Source organism: Vibrio sp. SCSIO 43155, from assembly GCF_023716605.1.
GTDB classification, from domain to species: domain Bacteria; phylum Pseudomonadota; class Gammaproteobacteria; order Enterobacterales; family Vibrionaceae; genus Vibrio; species Vibrio harveyi.
In genome coordinates this window covers 2,185,169-2,207,241 of sequence record NZ_CP071853.1, presented here as the reverse complement: position 1 = coordinate 2,207,241, position 22,073 = coordinate 2,185,169, and the positions used below count along the sequence as shown (strand labels likewise).

Below are 22,073 nucleotides of genomic sequence, written 5' to 3'. Positions count from 1 at the left end.
AAGGAATGAATACAGGGTTTACTGCCATTATTGCTGATGATGAACCGCTATTGAGGCGTCATCTTGATAAAAGCCTAGCTGAAGTGTGGCCAGAGCTAGAGGTGATAGCCAAAGTCGCGGATGGTGAACAAGCGTTGCAAGCCATTGAGCAAAACCAACCTGACATTGCGTTTCTTGATATTCGTATGCCAGTTCTGGATGGCATGACACTAGCGCAAAAACTCAATCAACTCGCCAATCCACCTTTGATTGTGTTTGTCACTGCGTACGATGATTACGCCATCAAAGCCTTTGAACAAAATGCCGCCGATTATTTGCTCAAGCCTATCTCGGATGAGCGCCTGCTGATGACGTGTGAAAGAGTGAAAGCACGCCTTGCTAAGCGAGATCAAGAAAGCAGTAATGTGCAGATGAGCAGCCTGTTAGAACAGTTACAACAATTATCCGCGCCACAAACGCCGCAATATCTTCAGTGGATCAAAGCGACGCAAGGGGAAGATATTCATCTGATTGCCACGTCTGATGTGTTGTATTTCAAAGCGGAAGAAAAATACGTTTCTGTGTATGCACAACAAGGACAAGGCAAAGTGCAGGAGTATTTGATTCGTACATCGTTGAAAGAGTTGATAGGGCAGCTTAACCCAGAACAGTTCTGGCAAGTGCACCGTTCAAGCGTGGTGCAAGTGTGCAAAATTAGCAAAGTAAACAAAGACTTTGCTGGAAGGATGTTTGTTCACGTTGGAGAAAACAAGCTCTCTGTGAGCCGTGCATCTCAAAGTTTGTTCAAAGGAATGTAATCGCTAGAACTGCTCACTCTTTACACTGTAAACTCGCTGCTCATTTTTTCAGCAGTAGAAACAAAAAGCGCCTAGGTCATAAGACGTTAGGCGCTTTTTTCGTTTTATAGTGATGACCTCTCCGAAGAGGCGAATGGGTTTATTCGCTGACCGTCACTTTCTCAATAATGATTGGATCGCATGGCACATCATCGTGACCAAGCTTAGAGGTCGTTTTCACTTTCGCGATGCGGTTTACGACATCCATACCCGCAGTCACTTTACCAAACACGGCGTAGCCCCAGCCTAGGTTGGTAGTTGCGGTGTGGTCTAGGAAATCATTGTCTTCCAAGTTAATGAAGAACTGTGCCGTTGCAGAGTGCGGAGCATCGGTACGCGCCATTGCGATAGTGCCAACAAGATTCTTTAGACCACGGTTTGCTTCGTTCGCGATAGGGGCGCGTGTTGGCTTTTCTGCCATGTCTTCGGTATGACCGCCACCTTGGATCATAAAGCCGTCAATAACGCGGTGGAAAATGGTGCCGTTGTAGAAGCCATCTTCACAGTATTTTTTGAAGTTCTTTGAGCTAACTGGCGCTCGTTCTAGGTTCAGTTCAATCTCGATGTCACCGAAATTGGTGGTCATGATAATCATCTGGTTTTGCCCTTGTAGGTGCTTAGTTGGCGGCATTATAGCTAGGGTCTGTTGACCTTTCGAGCTGATTTTTGCAGCGAATTGTTGGCTCTTTCTACAAGGCAGAGGCTTTGCTGTGTAGCTAGCCTACATGAGAAGTCGATAACGCAGTAGAAAGAGCCAACAAATGCTGCCCAAAGGGTTCGGCTAAAATCGTTTTATGCTTCGTTAAGGAGTATTTGCTTAGAGTGACTAGGCGACACACTCCTTGCCTCGCCTAAAACGATTTTATCTCGAACAAAATTTAACCACGAAAGATCAACAGACCCTAAGACTTCTGAGGATAGCAGAAATAAAAACAGCGACGTTTTGGCGTCGCTGTTTGCATAGTAAATGGGTGAGGAAAGCGTTAAACCGTAAAGCGACCGACCAAGTCGTACAGCTCGTTAGCTTTGTGGTTAAGGTTGCCACTGCCTGCGCGGTTTTGGTTGGCAAGGTGTGCCGATTGGCTGCTTTGTTGAGAGATCACTTCAATACGTTGTGAAATCTCTTGCCCAACTTGGCTTTGCTCTTCGGTTGCCGTTGCGATCAAGGTGTTCATGTCCATGATGTTAGCAATTGCGGCTTGGATTTCTTGCAGTGCGGCAGAGGCTGCTCGTGCTTCCTCAACCGTTGCTTCACCACGCGCTTGGCTTGAACCCATGGCTTTCACTGCTGCATCCGAGCCAGACTTCAACTGCTCAATCATTTGGTGAATTTCGCCTGTGCTGTCTTGAGTGCGACTCGCCAGTTTACGAACCTCATCGGCAACGACCGCAAAGCCGCGACCTTGTTCGCCTGCACGGGCTGCTTCAATGGCTGCGTTTAGTGCCAATAGGTTGGTTTGCTCGGCGATGTCTTGAATCACTTCTAGCGAAGAAGAAATGTTTTGTACATCGCTTTCTAAGCGAGAAATCACCGTGCTGGCTTCCGACACCTCTAGCGCGAGCGCTTCGACAGAGCTCGCTGCGGAATCAACAATGTGTTTCGCTTGCTGTGAGTTATCATCGGCGTCTTTGGCGGATTGCGCCGCTTGGTTAGCGTTGCTGGAAATCTCGTGCGCCGTTGCTGTCATCTCGGTCATTGCCGCAGCGACTTGTTCGGTTTCTTCACGTTGACCTGAAGCCAATTCGTCCACTTGCGACGCTCGCTGTGACATGTCGTTGGTCTCTGAAACCACTTCTTGCCCAACATGGCTAACACTCTTGATGATACCCTGCAGGCTTTCAACGAAGATATTGAAGTTACGGCTAAGCTGGGTGAACTCCGGTACGCTTGATTCTTCCATGCGTGCGGTTAAGTCGGCATCGCCTTGCGCGAAAGAGTGAATTGAAGCATCAAACTGTTCAATAGGCTTCATGATGCTCCGGTTAACAAACACCGCGAAGACCGCGACGATGGCTGCAATCGAGACACAGAACAGAGCAATTGCCGTCAGTGTGGTGTTGAGAGCCTGATGCGCTTCTTCTTCCATGTTTGCCACAATGGCGTCGATATCGTCAGTATAGAAACCCGTTCCCAACATCAAATCCCATTCAGGAATAAAGACTGAGTAGCTGAGTTTCGGTAGTGCTTCGCTCTGACCGAGTTTCGGGAAGTAATAAGTCGTGAACTCACCAGTTTTGGAATTTTTGAGCAAATCCTGAATCAGGTAATTGCCTTTCTTATCCTGCAAGTTATAGAAGTTTTCCCCGATGCCTTTAGTGTTTTTACCCACTACGACGCGAACGCCTTTTGAATCGTAGCCAAAGATGTAACCGGATTGACCGAACTCCAGCTGTTTCAAGATAGGCAGTGCTTCTTCAAGTGGGGCGTTTTGAGCGAGTAGTGGCTCGACAGCGGAACGCGCCATTTGGACGTAGTTTTTGAGCTCAGCTTTTTTCATCTCCATCATTTGACTTCGAGTCTGCTCAATCTCGTGTTCGTTGTAGGCAGTGGTTTGTAGGTAGGTGAACCACATCATGCCTATTGCCATGGTTAGAATTGGAATTATTGAAAGGATATATAGTCGTTTTCTGATCGTCAGATTCATAGAGACGTCCTTCTCTCGGCGCAGCGTTACAAGTGACAAGCTGAATAAGCCTGCCTGATAAAATTATTAATACTTATTGTTGTAATGCTTAGAGATTAACCGAGTTAATCAATCAGAAGTACAGGAAGTTTATAAATTTAGACTAAGGTCGTAGCATTTTTAAGCGGGATCACAATTAACGTGAACACGAACCGTTATTGCAGCGAGAAGTGCCCGTTAGCCAGTAGGAGACGCGGTAGCGGTTTTTGGCAAATTTGAGGTAAAGCAAGTCTGCAACAGGTTTGATAATGCGCCAACGCAATGGTGCATACAACCAACCGCGACCGACCAATTGCCATGCACGATGAGTCACGTCCAACCCAAGCAGCAGCTCACCCTTATCGTTGAGGGCGTGCAAAATGTTGTTGGCTTGCTCCGGATCGATCTGCGGATAATCGGCGAACGCCTCGCTGTAGATATCGACGGTTTTAATCTGCTGTTTGGAATCGCGTTGTTTTAGCGCCTTCATCTCTTTGGCGCACAAGGGACAAGTGCCATCGTAAAATACGGTCAGTTTGGTCATGATTGAGCTCATTATTGGCGGTTCTTATCCCTTTTACGCGATTATTTTTCTTTTAGTTCATTGTCTTGCAAGTAATGCAGCCAATTATCACGGATGTTGCCGTAATTGAATTGGCAGAACTCTTTGCGATCGCGTAAGTAATCTTTTTCTACTTCATCCAACAAGGCTTTGTATTGCTCTGGATCGCTGCCGTAGACCAGACACAGGGTAGAGAAGTAACGTTGCAGATCGAAACTGTGCTCATCAATGTACTCGCCAAAATCGTAGTAGTCCGGTCTGTCGTCGGATTCGAATGCGAACATGTCCGCAGCACTGATCGCCACATCGGCACCGTCATCAACGTAATCAATCAACAAAATGGTGGCGAAGTTATCGACCGCATCTTCCTCCTTGCCTAGTACCGGAATGTTTTGATCGGCAATGTAAGCGTGTCCGGCTTCGTGCAATAGCGTGTGCAGCAAAGTATCGAGCGCGCCCGTTTTCGGTGATTTACCGTAACGTTCTTGGTATTTGTTGTTGGTGAAGTAGTTGAATGATTCCAGATAGAAGGTGTAGGGAATATGGACGGTGTGGGTTTCTGGATCGTAAAGTGGACCGTCTTCGCCACCGTAGGTCAGTGTTAGTGGGTTATCAAACGGGAAGTAATCATCAGAAAGCTGGACGAAGATGTCGTTCACTTCACTGCTCTCAATCACTTGCGCAGCAAAGCGATCGTCAGCAGTTTCCGCAGGGCGGTATTCGATTTTAATGTTTTCGCTCGCAGACGCTGTGGCAGCAAACAGCAGCAGAGAGGCAAAGGCTGAGTGACTTTTCATTTTCGGAATCTTGTTATTTGTTTGGTTTGCTTGAAAATTATACATGCTTTTTATAGTGTGCGCGCTGGAGGACACATTCATGAATAATCCATTACTACTGCAACCCCGCATCCAATAGGCGTTGTTGACTGAGAACGCAGCGACAACGCCACGAGAAATCGTTCCGTGGCATACATTTACTCTATTGAGGTAATTGCCATGAAAAAACATTGGTCCAAATTTCAGTACCTGCACCAAGTGGTGCAAAACCAAAACATCCACATCAAAGGCACCCACAGTTATTACAGCGATTGTTGGGATAATGGCTTTGAAGATTCTGTCGTGCGTTATCTGCATGGCGATGAAGTCAGTAAAGCGTGGCAACCGAGGTGGGAAGTCGATCAGCTCTATATCGGTGATTACGTTTGTATCGCGGCTGAAGCGGTGATTTTGATGGGCGGCAACCACAATCACAGGACGGACTGGTTCTGTCTGTATCCGTTTCTTGATGACATCGAGCAATCTTACCAAGGCAAAGGCGATACCGTGATTGGTGATGCAGCTTGGATTGGCATGCGCGCGATGATTATGCCCGGCGTCACCATTGGGGAAGGCGCAGTGATTGCCGCAAACAGCGTCGTGACCAAAGATGTCCCACCTTACACCGTGGTGGCAGGCTCTCCGGCAAAGCCTGTTAAGCTTCGCTTTGAGCAAGACATCGTTGATAAGCTGCTCGCACTGCAAATCTACACGTGGGATAAAGCCAAGTTCGAGGCACTTCGCGCTTTCATCTGCAGTAATGATATTGAACAGTTGATCATTGCAGAAGCAAACTATGAAAGTGGCGAATAGCACTGAAATGAGGAAAATTTTCAGCGATATGTTATAATCTCGCTCCGTTGTAACGAGAACACTTGTTGCAAGCTTGAGAATTTCCCGGGATTCGGCTCGTTCCAAACACCATGAGTCAGAGTTTTTGAACTACGATGGGATACAAGCAAACCCAGATGTTAGAGCGCCACCACGGCGCTCTATTCGTTATAACGGGAAGGAACTTTGCTCGATAGTGATGATCACTTTCTGTTTAAGTAAGGGAGCCCGATAGCGGTTCAGAAAGTGTCACTCGGACAATACTCACAACACGATATCCATCTCCTGCAAGCAGTCATTTCTGTTTGTCTATGAAGAGGATAAGAAGGAGCTTAACAGGCTCCTTTTACATTTTAGGGCTTGCGAATAGCGCGTAAATCAGAACATCGCTTAACGACCGTCCCTTAAACTAGCCTAAGGCGCATTTAACACAACCTTTTGAGTATTTTCGGAAAAATATAGCGAGAAAATTTGCTATTGAGCGAAGGTTAAACTAACACTCAATCATTACGGAGGATGAAGAGAACAATAATAAGAGGCGATATGAATCATTTAATATCTGTAGGTGCACTGGAGTCCTTTTTGGTTGCGATCAGTGTGCTTTTCCTGGGGCATTTCATTAATGCTAAGCTACCGATCTTAAAGAAATTCAACATACCTGAGCCGATTGTAGGGGGCTTAATCGTTGCCTGCATCATTACTGCTCTTCATTTTAACGGCGTCGATTTGGAGTTCGACTTACCGTTGCAAAACACATTCATGCTGATGTTCTTCGCTACCGTTGGTTTGGCAGCAAATTACACTCAGTTAATGAAAGGGGGCGCGAAGGTTTTCATCTTCTTAGCAGTCGCGTCGTTCTACATCATCATTCAAAACGGTGTCGGTGTTTCACTGGCAGCGGCATTGGGTTTAGATCCGCTGATGGGGCTTATCGCTGGTTCGATTACTCTCTCAGGTGGTCACGGCACGGGGGCGGCGTGGTCACAAACTTTCCAAGACGTTTACGGTTTGAATAACGTATTGGAAATCGCGATGGCGTCAGCAACATTCGGTTTGATCATCGGTGGTATCATCGGTAGTCCGGTTGCGCAGCGTCTGGTCGAAAAGAACAACATCGAATCTGAGTATGGTCGTGGTGGTCGAGATGCTAAAACCCACGAGAAATTCCCGGAGTTGGTGACGTACAACGAGTACGAAGAAGACAAAGTAACCGCGAAAAAAGTGGTTGAGAAACTGTTCTTCCTATTGATCTGTGTAACAGGTGCTAAGTACGTAGAGCAATGGGTGAGCACTTACGACATTCAATGGCTGATGATTCCAGACTTCGTTTATGCGTTGTTCATTGGTGTGATCATCACTAACTTCTTGGAAGTGACCAAGATTCGTAAGTTGGATGCCGAAACGGTCGACATGTTAGGTACGGTGTCGCTGTCTCTGTTCCTAGCGATGGCTCTGATGAGCTTGAAACTATGGAACATCTTTGACCTAGCGATCCCATTCTTGGTGATTCTAGGCGTGCAGTCAGTGATTCTGGCTATCTTCACCTACTACGTAACGTTCAAGGTGATGGGTAGCAACTACGATGCTGCGGTTATCGCAGGTGGTCACTGTGGTTTCGGTTTGGGTGCAACCCCAACGGCGGTAATGAACATGGGTTCAATCGTTAACCGCTTTGGTCCGTCACCACAAGCGTTCATGGTTGTTCCGATCGTTGGTGCCTTCTTCATCGACATTGTTAACTTGATCATTCTACAAGGTTACATCTCGTTCCTTGGCTAGATAGATTAAGACGCCAGAAACAAAAAAGGTCACAGTATTGCTGTGACCTTTTTTGTTTCTGGCGCTTGCCAACGACGAGCTTCGTCTGTCTAGACGTAAGCTTTCATTTTCAAGCGGTTCTTGTTGTCGCGATTAGCAAGAACTTGCTGGTGGTCATCAATCGTCCCCAGTGTTTTCGCCATGCGATCGTAAAGCACAACGTTCACCGTCGCAGCTAGGTTCATACAACCGTGAGTCGGCACGTACACCACGTGATGCGCCTTATCGACCACCTCTTGCGGCAATGAGCCATCCTCTGGTCCAAACACATAAATCGCGTTCTCTGGGTGAGTGAAGTGCGGCAGGGCTGTTGCACCGACCACTAACTCAACACAAACAATTTCCACATCGTCGGCAACATTAGCAGTGAGGTCTTCCATCTCCACTAACTGAATACGTTCTTGTGAGTTCTGGGTGTCGGTCTGGAACTTTACTGCGCGGCTGTAGCGTGTGCCGTTGTAACGAACTTGCGCAGCGTCGTAGCAGCCTGCGGCTCGTAATACAGCGCCAACGTTGGTTGGACTCTTTGGGTTGTACAGTCCAATAATGGCTGTTGGCTTGGTGGTCATGGTTGGTGTTCTGCTTTTTAAAAATTCTAGATAACAGCGCTGGGCGCATTTAGCGGGGGATTATGAACTTAACCACGCCGAAGCGCTATTGCTATAGGCTGATTATTTTTGCGTTGACGCAAACAGAGTGAAGATGGATGGTGCTGAAAATGAAAAAAGCGAGGACAGTACCTCGCTTTTGATGTGTGGTTTCGCTTGTGCTTGTTAGTTCACGGTGCGGCTGAACTTGATGCAAGCCGTCCAAGCAAGCACACCGATGAAAGCGTAAATCCCAACGTTCATCCAACCTGCATCTGGAATCGCGCTGAACGGGTTTGGCGCAAGAATCGCGTGCAGTGGTAGATAGAAAATTGCTGAGAAGAAATCATCCAGACCATAGAAGTTGAACATCGCAATTGGCATCCAACGTAGCGCGTAAATACCAATCAAGATCACCAATAGTGGTGAGTTCACTTTCTGCGAGATTGCCATTGCGGTTAGTGCGAGCGGCAATAACAACACCCCAGCCACCACCATTCGAAGCAAGAATTCAATCCAGTTCAGCAGCACGAAGCCCAATGATGCTTGGCGATACAATAACGCCAGCTGATGGTCCGTTGAAACATTCAACATCCACAGCATAAAGTCGGCAGCGAAAACCAATACCGAGCACACCAATGGAATCACCAATAAACCAAACGTCAGCTTCACCAGATGGGTTTTCACGTCACTGACAGGCATACTGCGCCAAAACATGATACTGCCCTCTGAGCGCTCTTTACGCAGCGTTCTCGGGAAGTATTGAGTGCCAAGCAGGATCGACAATAAACCAATGCCACCTGTGATCAGCATGTTGACGTCATCGCCGAGCTCTTTGTGGATGTCACTGACATCACCGCCAAAGCTCATTTGGAAGAACATATTGTGTTGCAGTGTCGAGCTACTCATTAAGCTGACAAACAGCAGCACGCCACAGGCAAACATAAATAACGGCACGCGTGTAACCAATGGGTTCTCTAGCCATTCTTTACGCAACATCGCGACAATCGATTTCATTATGCTGCCTCCTTCTGCAATGCCAAGAACAGATCCGCAAGCTTGACACCATATACATCACCCAGCCCAGCTACTTGCTCAGCGTATTGAGACGACAGCAACCATTTAGTTGTGCCCAAGCCTTTTTGTGATGACAGTGGTTTCAGCGCTTCGATTTGTGCGCGATGCTCATCACTGGCATCAAGAATGAAGTAATCTTCGCTGATGCTGTTCATTGAGGTTTGCAGGACAGGTCGACCGTGTTTAAGGATCAGCACGTCCGTCAGTAGGTGTTCGATTTCCGATACTTCATGGCTCGCAATGATCAGTACACGCTCACCATCATGGAACCATTCCAGCAAGTGACGGTAGAAGGTATCGCGATAAACCAAATCCAAGCCAAGCGTTGGCTCGTCCAGAATCAGAATCTGCGTATTGGTCGCGATGACGACAGCCAAGTGCAATTGCACCTTCATGCCTTTCGATAGGGATTTGATGCGTGCACGCGGCTTGATGTCGGTTTGACGAAGCATGGCATCGGCTTTGCTGCGATTAAAACCTGGGTGTACGCCCTCGGTGTAATCGAGCAGCTGAGCAACCGTCATCCAGTTTGGCAGCACGTTCACATCCGAGATGTAAGACAAGCTCTGCATGATTTTGTCGCGTTGCATAATTGGCTCAAAGCCGTTGATGCGAATGGTGCCCTGATATTCGTGTGCACCGAGTAGGGCGTTAATGAGAGTCGATTTACCCGCACCGTTATGACCTAGCAAGCCAAGCACTTGACCCGCTTGTAGATCAAAGCTCACGTCATGCAGCGCTTCACCCTGCTGACGATATTGCTTGGAGACGTGTTTTACACTGACTAATGCGCTCATTGGTCACCTTCAATATGTGTTTGGATTTGTTGGATAAATTCATCAAGTGACATATCCAGACGTTGTAGTGTGCCGGCGATCTGCGGAATTTGTTGTTCAAGGAAACGGGCTTTTTCATCAGCAAGAAGCTGTTTTTTTGCACCTTGGGCGACAAACATGCCTTGCCCACGTTTCTTCTCAATCAATCCTTCATCAACCAATAACTGATAGCCCTTCATGACTGTCAGGTGGTTGATCTTCATATCCGCAGAGACACTGCGTACCGAAGGCAAAGCTTCGCCCTCTTGCCAGATGCCTTGCAATATTTGCTGGGTGATCTGGTCAGCCAACTGACGGAAAATCGGTTGGCGATCATGCCAATGCGTCATGATTGGTTTCCTTGGCTGAGTTGGTGTTATATATATGTATAACACCTTGGCGATGGGATAGAAAGCGCCAATCTTCTTGCGCTGTTTTCTCAATCACTTTTGTTGACGAAAATTCGACAAAGTTTGCACCAGAGTTTCACGCAAAATTTGCACGCAATCGCATACGTTTTTGCCTTCAAAAACTGGTAAAAAATTGTTCACTTCTCATAAGTTGAGAAGAGCGAAAAAAACGAGAAAATTGCGCCACAAAACTTGGTGAAAAAGTGTGTTTTTTCATTGAGTGAGAATTGGGTGAATATTCGAGTTATTGCTTTCTTATTTAATGAGAATCTAGTGGGTTTGGACCCTAGAAAACCATACGTTCAGTAGGCACTCTGACCTGCCTAAATACCGCTCAACCTGCGAGTTGTTACTCAAAGGATGAGAAAAAGGAGGCAAAGAGGTTTTATGAATCAGGTCATTTCTGTCGGTCCACAAGAGTCGTTTCTCGTCGCTATTTGTGTGTTGTTCTTGGGACAATTCGTTAACGCTAAATTACCGATCTTAAAGAAATTCAATATTCCAGAGCCAATCGTGGGTGGTTTGATTGTCGCGTGTGCGATCACCGCGATGCACTTCAATGGCGTGGATTTAGTTTTCGATTTACCGCTGCAAAATACTTTCATGTTGATGTTCTTCGCCACTGTTGGTTTGGCTGCGAACTACACCCAATTGATTAAAGGCGGCGCTAAGGTGTTTATCTTCTTAGCCGTGGCATCGGTGTACATTCTTATCCAAAATGCTGTCGGTGTCTCTTTGGCAACCGCGCTCGGCTTAGACCCGCTAATGGGCTTGATTGCAGGTTCAATTACGCTGTCTGGTGGTCACGGTACGGGCGCAGCATGGTCACAAACCTTCCAAGACATGTACGGCTTGCACAACGTTTTAGAAGTGGCAATGGCATCCGCTACCTTTGGTTTGGTGATTGGTGGCATCATCGGCAGCCCAGTAGCGCAGCGCTTGATCGATAAACGTAACCTTGAATCTGAATACGGACGCACGAACCAAACTCACGAGCGTTTCCCTGAATTGGTAACCTACAACGAGCACGAAGAAGACCGCGTAACCGCGAAGAAAGTGGTCGAGAGCTTGTCGATCATCCTGCTGTGTGTCACTGGTGCTGGCTACTTAGAAGGTTGGGTGAGCAGCTTTGGTATCAAATGGTTGATGATTCCGGACTTTGTTTATGCACTGTTTATCGGTGTGGTGATCACCAACATCATGGAAGTGACCAAAGTACGCAAAGTGGATGTAGAGACGGTCGATATTCTGGGTACGGTTTCGCTGTCTCTGTTCTTAGCGATGGCGCTAATGAGCCTAAAACTGTGGAACATCTTCGACTTAGCAATCCCGTTCCTCATCATCCTAGCGGTGCAATCGGTGATTCTGGCAGTCTTCGCGTACTACGTAACGTTCCGTGTGATGGGCAGCAACTACGATGCAGCAGTTATCGCAAGTGGTCACTGTGGCTTTGGTCTGGGCGCAACCCCAACCGCAGTAATGAACATGGGCTCTATCGTTAACCGCTTCGGTCCATCACCACAAGCCTTTATGGTGGTGCCTATCGTTGGCGCGTTCTTTATCGACATCGTCAACCTAGTGATTCTGCAAGGCTGTATTTCATTTATTAAGTAATCAGCCTCGCTCCACAAAACAAAAGCCAGTCCCGAGAGACTGGCTTTTTTGATCGGCTTAGAGCAATAGGCATCAACAATTTAGATTACTGGAATGAGCCATGTCCTTTAAATTTATCAATGACTAATATTCGGTTTGTTGAGGACGTTACTGATGCGAAATCGTCGGACATTTATCATCAGTAATTTCCTTTTCTCCTTATAAGACTCTAGCTAATTGCCCGTCGCATCCATCATCGCGACGGGCTTTTTTTATTCCTGCCAAACCGACGTTGCGACGGAATTACAAGAACGCTTTGTATGGCAATTCTGGTTCGTTTTTGAAGATGTCGCTAAAGCCACGGAAGTGTTGGTAGTGCATGCGACCTTTATCGGTAGGGAAGGTGTATTTGCCTCCCACTTGCCAGAAGAACGGTGCGAACTTGTATTGCAGACGGTCTTTCTTCATGTTCCACAACACTTCGATTTCGCGTGGGTCGTTTTGGAAGTTCGCCCAAATATCGTGGTGGAATGGCATCACGACATCACAATTCAATGATTCTGCTGCGCGTAGGATGTCAGAAGACGTCATCTTGTCAGTCACGCCGCGTGGGTTTTCACCGAATGATAACAGTGCCACATCAATTTGGTATTCGTTGCCGTGTGCGGCGTAGTAGTTCGAGTAGTGTGAGTCACCAGAGTGGTAAACCGAGCCGCCTGAAGTTTCAATCAGGTAGTTCACCGCGCGTTTGTCCATGCCGTCGAGGATTTCTTTATCGTAAGATGAAGTGCCTTCTGGCAGTGTTACAAGTGCAGTACGGTCGAATGAATCCAGGACGCGGATCTTCATGTCGCCGACCTCAAGTACATCGCCCACTTTCGCGACAACACAACGCTCTTCTGGTACGCCCCAGCCCATCCATAAATCGACACACGCTTGTGGACCGATGAACTTCACGTGATCACCACAGTTTTGCAGTACCGCTGCTGCGACGTTCACGTCGATATGGTCTGCATGGTCATGGGATGCCATCACAGCATCGATCTCTTTGATAGCAAATGGGTCAAGCGGGAAGATTGCGGTACGTAGGTTTGGTTGCAGCGCTTCGACACCGCCCATACGCATCATTTGGTGTTGGTTCTTCATGAAAGCGTTCTTTTGTGTCTTTTTGCCCGTACCACACCAGAAGTCGATAGAGATGTTGGTGTTGCCCTCACTCTTCAACCAGATACCTGTACAACCTAGCCACCACATCGAGAATGTATTTGGTTCTACCACCGTATTTTCGATCTCTTCGTTTAACCAGGTACCCCACTCAGGGAATGTATTTAGGATCCAAGATTCACGAGTGATTTCATTTACTTTACTCATAGCAACACCTTTTTGTTTCACAATTTTTATTAAATTTGGGATGTAGGGAGCCGAGCGCCTTAATTTGTGGTTAAGGCACTGAGCTGAATTATTTTTATTTATTTGAGAAAGAGGCTAGGGCGCGTTAGACCAGAATGACCTGTGTCCCTTTTGCTTCTATCGCTTTGATGACCTCTGGGTTGGCGTTTTTGCCAGTGATCAGAATGTCGATTTTCTCGGTAGGACAGAACAACATGCCCGTTCTGTGACCCACTTTGGAGCTATCTACCACGATGACGAGCTTGTCGATTTGCTCAAGCATTTGCTGCTCAGCCACCGCGGTTAACATGTCGGCTTTGTAGAGTCCGGCTTCGGTTAACCCTTTACCCGAGGTGAACATCCAATTGCCAGCGTAACTGCCAAGCGAGTTGGGCGCCGGATTTAAGAACAGTTTTTGTGAACGGTTGTATTGACCGCCGATGATGATCACATCGTCATGGTCTTCATTGATCAGGTAGCTTGCCAATGGGAAGTAGTTGGTGACGATCTGCACGTCTTGCCCACACAACTTCTGCCCAAGTAGGAAAGCGGTCGAACCGCAGTTAATGACCACGCTGTCGCCAGGCTGACAAAGCTCAGCGGCTTGCATCGCAATCAAGGATTTCTCTTCGTAATGCTCAGTGCTGTTGATGTTGAGCGGTGACCATTTTTTCTTTTCTGCTTCGACGCGTTCTGCGCCGTTGCGTACTTTGCGCAGTTTGCCTAGTTCATCCAGCTTAGAGATATCACGGCGAGCCGTCGCTGGAGAGACGTTAAAGCTCTCAATAATGTGTGAGACGTTAATCGTCTGATTTTCTTCTAATAAAGACAGAATGCCATTGTGTCTTTGTACTTCATTCATACCCATCACCCTATTTGATTCAAATTCACCGAAATGTGTATCTAGTGATTATTTGGTGATTACTTGTGATTTGTTTTGATTCTATTAATCACGCTCTTGATTGTCAAATTCAAGACTGACGAAAATCTGAACCCCATCACAAGAATTTATAAGTTATTGTATTTATTGGTAATTTAATTTTTGTGTGTGATCCGCTTACCATTTGTAGGGTTTTTTGGAGGGCAAAATTGATAAATGTCAAAATAATCACAAATGAGCATTGCGTGATTACTTTTGATTGTTAGAGTTTATTTCGTGAGCAAAAACTGAGTAGATTCTGCGACATCAGATGGAATCACTCTGACCTACATACGATTACAAATAAAAAACACTCTAGGGGTAAAGATATGGAGTTCTTGTACGACATCTTCTATATTTTTTACAGCCAAGTTATGACCAAAGCCCCACTACTACTGGGTTTGGTAACATGCATTGGCTATTGGTTGCTGAGAAGAGACGCCACCACCATCATTAAAGGTTCCATCAAAACGATCGTGGGTTTCATGCTGGTTCAAGTGGGTGCGGGCACCCTAGTTGCTGGCTTCAAACCTGTGATTTCCAAACTTTCTGAATATCACGGGCTAACCGGCTCGGTCATTGACCCTTACACCTCCATGATGTCTACCATGGAAGCGATGGGTGATAACTACTCTTGGGTGGGTTACGCCGTTCTATTGGCATTAGGTATCAACATCCTCTTGGTACTGTTCCGCCGCTACACGGGTATCCGCACCATCATGCTGACTGGTCACATCATGTTCCAGCAAGCAGGTCTGATCGCCGTGTTCTACTTTGTGCTTGGCGCAAGCATGTGGGAAACCATCATTTACTCTGCGGTGTTAATGGCGCTGTACTGGGGTATCTCCTCCAACATCATGTTCAAGCCAACCGAAGAAGTCACCGGCGGGGCGGGTTTCTCTATTGGTCACCAACAACAGGTGGCGTCTTGGATTGCAACAAAAGTAGCGCCAAAACTGGGTGATAAGAACGACAGCGTTGACCACCTAGAACTGCCTAAATGGCTACACATCTTCCACGACAGCATCGCAGCAACGGCGATCGTGATGACGGTGTTCTTCGGCATCATTCTGCTTTCATTCGGTCTTGATAACCTTCAAGAAATGGCGGGCACCACACACTGGACTATCTACATCCTAGAAACGGGTCTGAAATTCGCTGTAGCGATTCAGGTGATTGTTGCGGGTGTACGTATGTTCGTTGCTGAGCTGTCTGAAGCGTTCAAAGGTATCTCTGAGCGCGTGATTCCAAATGCAGTATTGGCGATTGACTGTGCGGCTATCTACGCATTCTCTCCAAACGCAATGGTATTTGGTTTCATGTGGGGTGCGCTGGGTCAGTTCGCAGCAGTACTGGCGATGCTGGCATTCGATGCGCCAATCATGATCATCCCTGGCTTCATTCCAATGTTCTTCTCTAACGCGACCATCGGCGTATTTGCTAACCACTTCGGTGGCTGGAAAGCGGTGATGAAGATCTGTTTCGTGATGGGCATCATCGAGGTACTAGGTTCTGCTTGGGCTATCCACCTATTTAGCCAACACGGCACAGAGTTCAACGGCTGGATGGGCATGGCGGACTGGGCGCTTGTATTCCCACCAATCATGCAAGGTCTGTCTGCATCGAAAATGTTCTTCTTCGTTCTTGTTGGTCTGTCTTTGGTTTACATGTTCTTCGCTTCTCGCAAGCTACGTGCTGAAGAAGACGCGCAAGGCACAGTAGAAATCAGTGAAGAGCCAGAAGTGATTGAAGCGGTAGAGCAAGCAATCAAAGCGAGCGACGGTCTGCGCCCAGTAAGCATCCTAGCGGTATGTGGTAACGGTCAAGGTTCATCAATGATGATGAAAATGAAGATCGGCAAATACCTTGAGAAGAAAGGCATTCCTCACGTGATGGACTCATGCGCAGTGTCGGACTACAAGTCGAAGCTTGCGAGCACAGACATCATCGTATCGTCGAAGCACCTGTCTGCGGAGATGGATCCAGGCGAAGGCAAGTTTGTACTCGGGGTGCAAAACATGCTTAACCCTAACTCCTTCGGAGACGAGCTACTCGACATCATCAATAAAAACTTTGTACCAGCAAAATAAAACAGCATGACCAAATATCTCTCAATGAAGAGATAAGAAACCAATAACAAACAGCGGATAACAACAGTGGTGCCGGGCTTCGGAAAGCCAAAGTCACGGCACCCAAACTGGAGATAGAACAATGGGATTAAAACAATCACTGATCGACAACAACTCAATCAAACTGCAAGCGCAAGCGTCGAATTGGCGTGAAGCCATCAAGATTGGTACGGACATGTTGATTGCCTCTGGTGCGATTCAGCCTTCTTACCACGATGCCATCATCAGCAGCGTGGAAGAGTTGGGTCCTTACATCTGCATCGCGCCTAACTTGGCACTGCCACACGCACGCCCAGAAAACGGCGTGATTCGAACTGCTTTCGCACTGGTTACGCTAGAAGAGCCAATCTACTTTGAAGGCGAAGACGAGCCAGTTGATGTGCTAATCACGCTAGCGGGCAGCTCTTCAGACGAGCACATGGAAGGTCTGATGGAAGTGACCCAAGTGTTGGATGATGAAGACAGTGAAACGGGCGTGGATTTGGACAAGCTTCGCCGTTGCCGCAGCAAAACCGATGTATTCAACGTGATTGATGAAGCTCTGGCTGTCACAGCCTAAGGAGAAATCATGTACAGCGAACTGAAACAACGTGTGCTCGAAGCCAACCTCAAACTGCCGAAATACGGCTTAGTGACCTTCACTTGGGGCAACGTGTCTGAGATTGACCGCGAGCGCGGCGTGATTGCGATTAAACCGTCGGGGGTGGAATACGATGGTATGCGCGCAGAGCACATTGTGGTGGTCGATTTAGACGGCAATGTGGTGGAAGGCAATATGAATCCATCCAGCGATACCGCGACCCACATTGAGATCTACAAAGCGTTCCCACAAGTGGGCGGCGTGGTGCATACCCACTCACGCAGCGCAACGATTTGGGCACAAGCAGGGATTGATATTCCTGCGCTGGGTACGACTCATGCCGACTACTTCTATGGCGACATTCCGTGTACTCGTAAGCTTTCACAACGCGAAATTGCCGAAGAGTACGAAAAGAACACTGGCTTAGTGATAGTGGAAGAGTTTCGTCAACGCCGCATCGACCCAATGGCAGTACCAAGCGTGATTGTGGCAGGGCATGCGCCTTTCTCTTGGGGAACCAACGCCGATGATGCTGTGCACAACGCGGTGGTATTGGAAGAGATTTCTGCCATGGCATTAGCAACGCGTTCACTCAACAGCGGCATCAAGATCCAGCCTGAGCTTTCAGACAAACACTACCTGCGTAAGCACGGTGAAAACGCCTACTACGGGCAGAGGTAACGACATGTACAAAGTGCTTGCTTTAGATTTAGACGGAACCGTCCTCACCGATGACCACAGCATTCACCCAGAGGTGAAAAAAGCGATTCAAGAAGCGCAGCAGAAGTGTCACGTGGTGATTGTCACCGGACGCCATCACACTGCGGCACGTCCGTATTACGATGAGTTGGGTCTTACCACGCCTATCATCTGCTGCAACGGCACTTATGTTTATGACTACCACAACGACCGAGTGCTCAAGCACAACTCCATTGATAAGGAAGACGCGCTGACGTTCATCGCCTTGGCGAAGGAGTTTCAGGTCAAGATGGTGATGTACGTAACCGATGCCATGACGTACTCAAACTACAACCCAATTCACTACATGGAAGCGTTGGAAAAGTGGGCAAAAACCGCGCCTGAGCACCTTCAACCGAAGATCTACAAAATCGACTCGTTCAGCGAAGAAGTGCGCAATACCGAGTTCGTGTGGAAATTCGTAGTGGAAGGTTTACCAAGCTCGGTAGAACGCTTGATTGAAAACCCATGGGTGAAAGAGAAATTCAACGGCGAACGCTCGTGGTCGAATCGCATAGACTTCGCAGCAAAAGGCAACAGCAAAGGTTTAAGACTGGCGGAATACGTTTCTGAGCTGGGTTATCACCCGAATCATGTCATTGCCGTGGGCGATAACCACAATGATATTTCCATGCTCCGTTACGCCGGATTAGGCGTTGCCATGAATAACGCAGACGAGACGGTACGCTCTAGCGCCCGTTTGGTGTGCGAAACCGATAACAATAACGACGGCTTAGCTCGTCTGATACGTGAAAAAATTCAAGGATAAGCATCATGACCAAACCAATGATTCAAATCGCTCTAGACCAAACGAACCTAACTGACGCCGTGGCGGTTGCAAGCAATGTACACAGCTATGTTGATGTGATTGAAGTAGGCACCATTCTAGCGTTCGCAGAAGGGATGAATGCGGTCTCGACGCTACGTAAGAACCACCCGGACCACATTCTAGTGTGCGATATGAAAACCACTGATGGCGGCGCGATTTTGTCTCGCATGGCGTTTGAAGCAGGCGCTGACTGGATTACGGTTTCAGCCGCAGCGCATATTGCGACCATCGAAGCGTGTAAGAAAGTCGCGGATGAGTTTAGCGGCGAAATCCAAATCGAAATCTACGGCAACTGGACGATGGAAGATGCGCAAGCGTGGGTGGATCTTGGCATCACTCAAGCGATTTACCACCGTTCTCGCGATGCAGAGTTGGCAGGGATTGGCTGGACAGATGCTGACATCAGCAAGATGCGTCAACTCTCTGAGTTAGGTATCGAGCTCTCTATCACGGGCGGCATCGTGCCAGAAGACATCTACCTGTTTGAAGGCATCAAAGCGAAAACCTTTATCGCAGGTCGCGCATTGGCTGGCGACAAAGGGCAAGAAACCGCAGAAGCATTGAAAGCGCAAATCGACCGTTACTGGAACTAGGGGGCGACATGTATCAGAACCTACAACGTCATCGTGTTGGCTTGTATGAGAAAGCGTTGCCGAACGAGTTGAGTTGGGAAGAAAAGCTTAGCGTGACCAAAGAATTAGGCTTCGACTTTCTAGAGATCTCGGTGGACGAATCAGACGAGCGCCGTAGCCGTTTAGATTGGGACGACGAGACGATTTATGCCCTGCGTCACCAGTGCGAACGTTATGGCATGCCATTGCAGTCGATGTGTTTGAGCGCGCACCGCAAGTTCCCGTTTGGCTCGGCTGATCCGAAGATACGCGAGCAAGCCGTGCTGCACATGGAAAAGGCGATCGCATTGGCGTACAAACTTGGCGTCCGTACCATTCAATTAGCTGGCTACGATGTGTATTACGAGCCAGCAAACCGTGCCACGCATTTGCGCTTTATTGAAGGAATGAAGGAAGCGGCGAAACTGGCAGAGCGCGCAGGTGTGATGCTTGCTGTTGAAATCATGGACACCGATTACCTCAATTCATTGAGTAAGTTCGAGGTGCTCAATCGCGAAGTGAATTCGCCGTATTTCACCGCTTATCCAGACGTAGGCAACATCTCGGGTTGGAACTATGACGTGTGTACTGAGCTGAAATTGAGTAAGCCGCACATTACCCAAATCCACCTTAAAGACACGTATCGCGTGACGCCGGAATACAAAGGTCAGTTCCGCGATCTAGTGATTGGCGATGGTGAAGTAAACTTCGATGCCATCTTCCGCACACTCAAAGAGACAGACTGCGTCGTGCCGCTGGTGATTGAGATGTGGGCGCAAGATGAACATTGGCGTGCGCACATTCAAACCGCCCAACAGCGCTTAAATCAAGCGTGTGATCATGCGGAATTACCAAGGTTGTTTGCCGCATAATTCTCTCTTAACTGTATAAACAGTTATACCCAAGTAACCTCGAGATGCGTGGTTCAGCGAAAGTGACTTGGTTTGCAGACGCGGCAACGATTTGAAGATCTAGTGGTTCTAAATCAAAAATCGTTAACAAAGTATGGAAGCCAAGGCAATTCGCCCTTCGGGAACGAGTCACGGAAACAATTTCTTCGTCAAACGACTTGGAAATAGCTGTCTATTACGCTGCTTCGTTTTCCTTGAACTTGAGTCAGTGACTCGTTCTGAATCCTGCATCTTGAAGTCACTTGGGTATATATGCTCCGGTGCTCGTTATTGGGCACCGTTTTCCCATCGTGGGAACGTGCAGTTTTTAACCCTCGTGAAAACTGCACTCTTTCGTTTCATTGGTTGACTTACCATCAGGGTTGGCGCAAAGTTGCGCTTTGTCGTTATGAAACCCCGTTAATCTGAATGAAATTACTCCATCTGCAACTTTTCTGGTACGAAAAACATCACACCCTATTGGAGATGGAAGACCTGCCAATTCTCACCCCAGCGCAAGAGCAAGAACTGCGTGAGTGGGCGAAAACACGCCGAAAAATCCTTAGCTACGAAGTGCATCAACAGCCTTGGGTAAAAGTGAACGTCGACGGTTTCTCGTCAATTTTAGAGCTCAAACCAAATGGTACGCTGGTGGAAAAAGACTTGTTCAGCGAGCGTGGCTTACAGGGACTATGGAAGGTCAGCGACGGCTTCTTGTTCATCAAAGTCATCAGCGGCGAATTCATCGTCGAATACCAAATTGTTGGTCACACCGAAAACAATGTGCACAGTGGTATCGAGTACATCAACGGAAAAATCAGTACCTACAGCAAGTTTGCCAAACTCGCGAATAATTAAGCCGATTCAATTCGATGTAGAGAAAGGAGCCAAAGTGCTCCTTTTTTGTTGTGGATAGAAAATCCCAACTATTCTTACTTCAAGCAATGAAATCAATGCGTTAATATCCAAGTCATTACCTTATTTCAAACAGTAGCAGGAGGCATGAATCGTGTCTGAAAAAATATCGACGTCGGCGCTGGCAAAAATGCGTCAGATAGAAGCCAAGCTGCTGTTTGCGGATCTCAAACGCGCTGGCTACATCGTTCGCCAAGACGAGAAATGGATTCTGACCGAAGAGGGTGTCAAGTTTGGCGGTGAGTATGTCGATCACTCTAAATTTGGGCAGTTCATCGTATGGCCGACCAACTTGCACATCGAGCTTGCCGCAACATCTGGCAAAACTTACAGCGCAACCCAGTTGGGTGAGAAGCTTAAGCTCAATGCCAAGCGCATGAACCAGCTGTTAAGTGAATTAGGTTGGATCAGTAAATCTGAAGAAGGTTGGAGCTTAACTGAAGCCGGAATCCGCGCTGGTGGGCAGCAGAGAACCGATAAAGAGTCGCAGAATACCTTTGTGGTGTGGCACGACGTAGTGCTACGTAACAAGCGTCTTAAGCAGTCTGTGATTGAGTTTTTAGGTCAAGATGCCGAGTCCCATTCCACAGATAAGTCGTTTTCTAGTTTTCGCCAGAAGTTTGAAGCTAAGCATCGCACTTTAGACGGGCATTATGTTCGTTCTAAAGGAGAACTGCTGATCGATAACTGGCTGTATTTGGCAGGGGTAGTACACGCTTATGAGCGTCAGCTGCCGATCGACCAAGACGTGACAAGCGATTTCTACCTTCCGGGTGGCAAAGTCTATCTGCAGTTTTGGGGCAGCGACACCGGTGAGATGTTAGAAGCGGAGCGAGAGAAGATTCGTGCGGTGTACGAGCAGCATAACTTCAACCTTATTGAGGTCGAGCCGAGTGAGTTAGATAAGCTAGATGAGGTATTGCCAAAACGTCTGCGTCAGTTTGGTATTCAAGCTTATTAGACGTCCCGCTCGCGGTTGTTTAAATTTCTAAACCTTCAAATCTTCCAGTCTTTAAAAACGAAAAAACCCGTGATGACTCACGGGTTTTGTGTATTCAGCGTTTAT

General features: G+C 47.6%; 22 protein-coding genes. 12 read left to right on the top strand and 10 right to left on the bottom strand.

Annotated elements, in window-relative coordinates; translation table 11 throughout:
* Positions 1–5 precede the first annotated feature (5 nt).
* A complete protein-coding gene (locus J4N44_RS26740) occupies positions 6–797 on the top strand; it encodes a LytR/AlgR family response regulator transcription factor (RefSeq protein WP_009696543.1) in 792 nt (263 codons plus the stop codon).
* A gap of 139 nt (positions 798–936) precedes the next feature.
* On the opposite strand, the gene J4N44_RS26735 is transcribed toward J4N44_RS26740, so the two are convergent.
* The 4 genes from J4N44_RS26735 to J4N44_RS26720 all read right to left on the bottom strand — a co-directional run bounded on the left by J4N44_RS26735 (position 937) and on the right by J4N44_RS26720 (position 4,858).
* A complete protein-coding gene (locus tag J4N44_RS26735) occupies positions 937–1,431 on the bottom strand; it encodes a peptidylprolyl isomerase (RefSeq protein WP_005448882.1) in 495 nt (164 codons plus the stop codon).
* Positions 1,432–1,819: 388 nt separating this feature from the next.
* On the bottom strand, positions 1,820–3,481 hold the full coding sequence (locus J4N44_RS26730; protein WP_045485989.1) for a methyl-accepting chemotaxis protein: 1,662 nt from the start codon (positions 3,479–3,481) through the stop codon (positions 1,820–1,822).
* Positions 3,482–3,656: 175 nt separating this feature from the next.
* The gene (locus J4N44_RS26725) at positions 3,657–4,043 is read right to left on the bottom strand and encodes a thiol-disulfide oxidoreductase DCC family protein (protein ID WP_252045490.1); all 387 of its coding nucleotides are present in this window, start codon (positions 4,041–4,043) and stop codon (positions 3,657–3,659) included.
* Between the two features lie 41 nt (positions 4,044–4,084).
* Positions 4,085–4,858, bottom strand: coding sequence for a DUF4344 domain-containing metallopeptidase (locus tag J4N44_RS26720; RefSeq protein WP_252045489.1), 774 nt, complete (start codon positions 4,856–4,858; stop codon positions 4,085–4,087).
* A 198-nt stretch (positions 4,859–5,056) separates the two neighbouring features.
* Here J4N44_RS26720 and J4N44_RS26715 point away from each other — a divergent pair, with 198 nt between their 5' ends.
* Together J4N44_RS26715 and gltS (J4N44_RS26710) are read left to right on the top strand one after the other, a co-directional pair.
* Complete coding sequence (locus tag J4N44_RS26715) at positions 5,057–5,689, top strand: CatB-related O-acetyltransferase (protein WP_252045488.1); 633 nt, start codon at positions 5,057–5,059, stop codon at positions 5,687–5,689.
* Between the two features lie 561 nt (positions 5,690–6,250).
* Positions 6,251–7,486: a sodium/glutamate symporter gene (gene gltS / locus J4N44_RS26710; RefSeq protein WP_005428854.1), complete on the top strand. Its 1,236-nt coding sequence runs from the start codon at positions 6,251–6,253 to the stop codon at positions 7,484–7,486.
* Between the two features lie 89 nt (positions 7,487–7,575).
* Here gltS (J4N44_RS26710) and J4N44_RS26705 read toward each other — a convergent pair whose 3' ends face one another.
* The 4 genes from J4N44_RS26705 to J4N44_RS26690 form a co-directional block, all read right to left on the bottom strand.
* Positions 7,576–8,094, bottom strand: a complete 519-nt coding sequence (locus J4N44_RS26705) for an RNA methyltransferase (RefSeq protein WP_252045487.1) — start codon at positions 8,092–8,094, stop codon at positions 7,576–7,578.
* A gap of 204 nt (positions 8,095–8,298) precedes the next feature.
* Positions 8,299–9,129: a hypothetical protein gene (locus tag J4N44_RS26700; RefSeq protein ID WP_252045486.1), complete on the bottom strand. Its 831-nt coding sequence runs from the start codon at positions 9,127–9,129 to the stop codon at positions 8,299–8,301.
* Positions 9,129–9,986 carry an ABC transporter ATP-binding protein gene (locus J4N44_RS26695; RefSeq protein WP_252045485.1) on the bottom strand — a complete coding sequence of 286 codons (858 nt, stop codon included), beginning with the start codon at positions 9,984–9,986 and terminating at the stop codon, positions 9,129–9,131. The genes J4N44_RS26700 and J4N44_RS26695 overlap by 1 nt, the downstream gene beginning before the upstream one ends.
* Entirely contained in the window at positions 9,983–10,354 is a 372-nt protein-coding gene (locus J4N44_RS26690) for a GntR family transcriptional regulator (RefSeq protein WP_041059386.1), read from the bottom strand. Before J4N44_RS26690 ends, J4N44_RS26695 begins: the two co-directional genes overlap by 4 nt.
* A 447-nt stretch (positions 10,355–10,801) precedes the next feature.
* Between J4N44_RS26690 and gltS (J4N44_RS26685) the strand changes: the two genes are divergently transcribed.
* Positions 10,802–12,028: a sodium/glutamate symporter gene (gene gltS / locus J4N44_RS26685; RefSeq protein ID WP_020195065.1), complete on the top strand. Its 1,227-nt coding sequence runs from the start codon at positions 10,802–10,804 to the stop codon at positions 12,026–12,028.
* 282 nt (positions 12,029–12,310) lie between these two features.
* Here the strand turns inward: gltS (J4N44_RS26685) and ulaG are convergent, their stop codons facing one another.
* Together ulaG and ulaR are read right to left on the bottom strand one after the other, a co-directional pair.
* Positions 12,311–13,378, bottom strand: a complete 1,068-nt coding sequence (gene ulaG / locus J4N44_RS26680; RefSeq protein WP_005448892.1) for an L-ascorbate 6-phosphate lactonase — start codon at positions 13,376–13,378, stop codon at positions 12,311–12,313.
* Between the two features lie 124 nt (positions 13,379–13,502).
* Complete coding sequence (gene ulaR / locus J4N44_RS26675) at positions 13,503–14,258, bottom strand: HTH-type transcriptional regulator UlaR (RefSeq protein WP_252045484.1); 756 nt, start codon at positions 14,256–14,258, stop codon at positions 13,503–13,505.
* Between the two features lie 386 nt (positions 14,259–14,644).
* On the opposite strand from ulaR, the gene J4N44_RS26670 reads away from it, so the two are divergent.
* From J4N44_RS26670 to J4N44_RS26635, 8 genes are all read left to right on the top strand, one after another.
* Positions 14,645–16,405 (top strand): PTS ascorbate-specific subunit IIBC, encoded by a 1,761-nt coding sequence (locus tag J4N44_RS26670; RefSeq protein WP_053050131.1) that lies wholly within the window; start codon positions 14,645–14,647, stop codon positions 16,403–16,405.
* A gap of 121 nt (positions 16,406–16,526) precedes the next feature.
* Positions 16,527–17,003, top strand: coding sequence for a PTS sugar transporter subunit IIA (locus J4N44_RS26665; protein WP_009696580.1), 477 nt, complete (start codon positions 16,527–16,529; stop codon positions 17,001–17,003).
* Positions 17,004–17,012: 9 nt separating this feature from the next.
* Positions 17,013–17,705, top strand: a complete 693-nt coding sequence (locus J4N44_RS26660) for an L-ribulose-5-phosphate 4-epimerase (RefSeq protein WP_009696581.1) — start codon at positions 17,013–17,015, stop codon at positions 17,703–17,705.
* Between the two features lie 4 nt (positions 17,706–17,709).
* Positions 17,710–18,531: a Cof-type HAD-IIB family hydrolase gene (locus J4N44_RS26655; RefSeq protein ID WP_005434688.1), complete on the top strand. Its 822-nt coding sequence runs from the start codon at positions 17,710–17,712 to the stop codon at positions 18,529–18,531.
* A 5-nt stretch (positions 18,532–18,536) separates the two neighbouring features.
* Entirely contained in the window at positions 18,537–19,184 is a 648-nt protein-coding gene (locus J4N44_RS26650) for a 3-keto-L-gulonate-6-phosphate decarboxylase UlaD (protein ID WP_005434690.1), read from the top strand.
* 8 nt (positions 19,185–19,192) lie between these two features.
* Positions 19,193–20,074 (top strand): L-ribulose-5-phosphate 3-epimerase, encoded by an 882-nt coding sequence (locus J4N44_RS26645; RefSeq protein ID WP_038898432.1) that lies wholly within the window; start codon positions 19,193–19,195, stop codon positions 20,072–20,074.
* Positions 20,075–20,521: 447 nt separating this feature from the next.
* Positions 20,522–20,950, top strand: coding sequence for a hypothetical protein (locus tag J4N44_RS26640; protein WP_005434695.1), 429 nt, complete (start codon positions 20,522–20,524; stop codon positions 20,948–20,950).
* A 151-nt stretch (positions 20,951–21,101) separates the two neighbouring features.
* Positions 21,102–21,968 carry a glycerol kinase gene (locus J4N44_RS26635; RefSeq protein ID WP_252045483.1) on the top strand — a complete coding sequence of 289 codons (867 nt, stop codon included), beginning with the start codon at positions 21,102–21,104 and terminating at the stop codon, positions 21,966–21,968.
* The last annotated feature ends 105 nt before the right edge of the window (positions 21,969–22,073 follow it).

Excerpts from the sequence above, each read along its gene's own strand:
- J4N44_RS26695 (WP_252045485.1), bottom strand. The coding sequence starts at position 9,986 with ATGAGCGCATTAGTCAGTGTAAAACACGTCTCCAAGCAATATCGTCAG.
- J4N44_RS26650 (WP_005434690.1), top strand. The coding sequence starts at position 18,537 with ATGACCAAACCAATGATTCAAATCGCTCTAGACCAAACGAACCTAACT.
- J4N44_RS26730 (WP_045485989.1), bottom strand. The coding sequence starts at position 3,481 with ATGAATCTGACGATCAGAAAACGACTATATATCCTTTCAATAATTCCA.
- J4N44_RS26715 (WP_252045488.1), top strand. The coding sequence starts at position 5,057 with ATGAAAAAACATTGGTCCAAATTTCAGTACCTGCACCAAGTGGTGCAA.
- J4N44_RS26690 (WP_041059386.1), bottom strand. The coding sequence starts at position 10,354 with ATGACGCATTGGCATGATCGCCAACCGATTTTCCGTCAGTTGGCTGAC.
- J4N44_RS26670 (WP_053050131.1), top strand. The coding sequence starts at position 14,645 with ATGGAGTTCTTGTACGACATCTTCTATATTTTTTACAGCCAAGTTATG.
- J4N44_RS26735 (WP_005448882.1), bottom strand. The coding sequence starts at position 1,431 with ATGATTATCATGACCACCAATTTCGGTGACATCGAGATTGAACTGAAC.
- J4N44_RS26655 (WP_005434688.1), top strand. The coding sequence starts at position 17,710 with ATGTACAAAGTGCTTGCTTTAGATTTAGACGGAACCGTCCTCACCGAT.
- J4N44_RS26665 (WP_009696580.1), top strand. The coding sequence starts at position 16,527 with ATGGGATTAAAACAATCACTGATCGACAACAACTCAATCAAACTGCAA.
- gltS (WP_020195065.1), top strand. The coding sequence starts at position 10,802 with ATGAATCAGGTCATTTCTGTCGGTCCACAAGAGTCGTTTCTCGTCGCT.
- ulaR (WP_252045484.1), bottom strand. The coding sequence starts at position 14,258 with ATGAATGAAGTACAAAGACACAATGGCATTCTGTCTTTATTAGAAGAA.
- J4N44_RS26720 (WP_252045489.1), bottom strand. The coding sequence starts at position 4,858 with ATGAAAAGTCACTCAGCCTTTGCCTCTCTGCTGCTGTTTGCTGCCACA.
- J4N44_RS26660 (WP_009696581.1), top strand. The coding sequence starts at position 17,013 with ATGTACAGCGAACTGAAACAACGTGTGCTCGAAGCCAACCTCAAACTG.
- J4N44_RS26725 (WP_252045490.1), bottom strand. The coding sequence starts at position 4,043 with ATGACCAAACTGACCGTATTTTACGATGGCACTTGTCCCTTGTGCGCC.
- J4N44_RS26640 (WP_005434695.1), top strand. The coding sequence starts at position 20,522 with ATGAAATTACTCCATCTGCAACTTTTCTGGTACGAAAAACATCACACC.
- ulaG (WP_005448892.1), bottom strand. The coding sequence starts at position 13,378 with ATGAGTAAAGTAAATGAAATCACTCGTGAATCTTGGATCCTAAATACA.
- J4N44_RS26740 (WP_009696543.1), top strand. The coding sequence starts at position 6 with ATGAATACAGGGTTTACTGCCATTATTGCTGATGATGAACCGCTATTG.
- J4N44_RS26705 (WP_252045487.1), bottom strand. The coding sequence starts at position 8,094 with ATGACCACCAAGCCAACAGCCATTATTGGACTGTACAACCCAAAGAGT.
- J4N44_RS26700 (WP_252045486.1), bottom strand. The coding sequence starts at position 9,129 with ATGAAATCGATTGTCGCGATGTTGCGTAAAGAATGGCTAGAGAACCCA.
- gltS (WP_005428854.1), top strand. The coding sequence starts at position 6,251 with ATGAATCATTTAATATCTGTAGGTGCACTGGAGTCCTTTTTGGTTGCG.
- J4N44_RS26645 (WP_038898432.1), top strand. The coding sequence starts at position 19,193 with ATGTATCAGAACCTACAACGTCATCGTGTTGGCTTGTATGAGAAAGCG.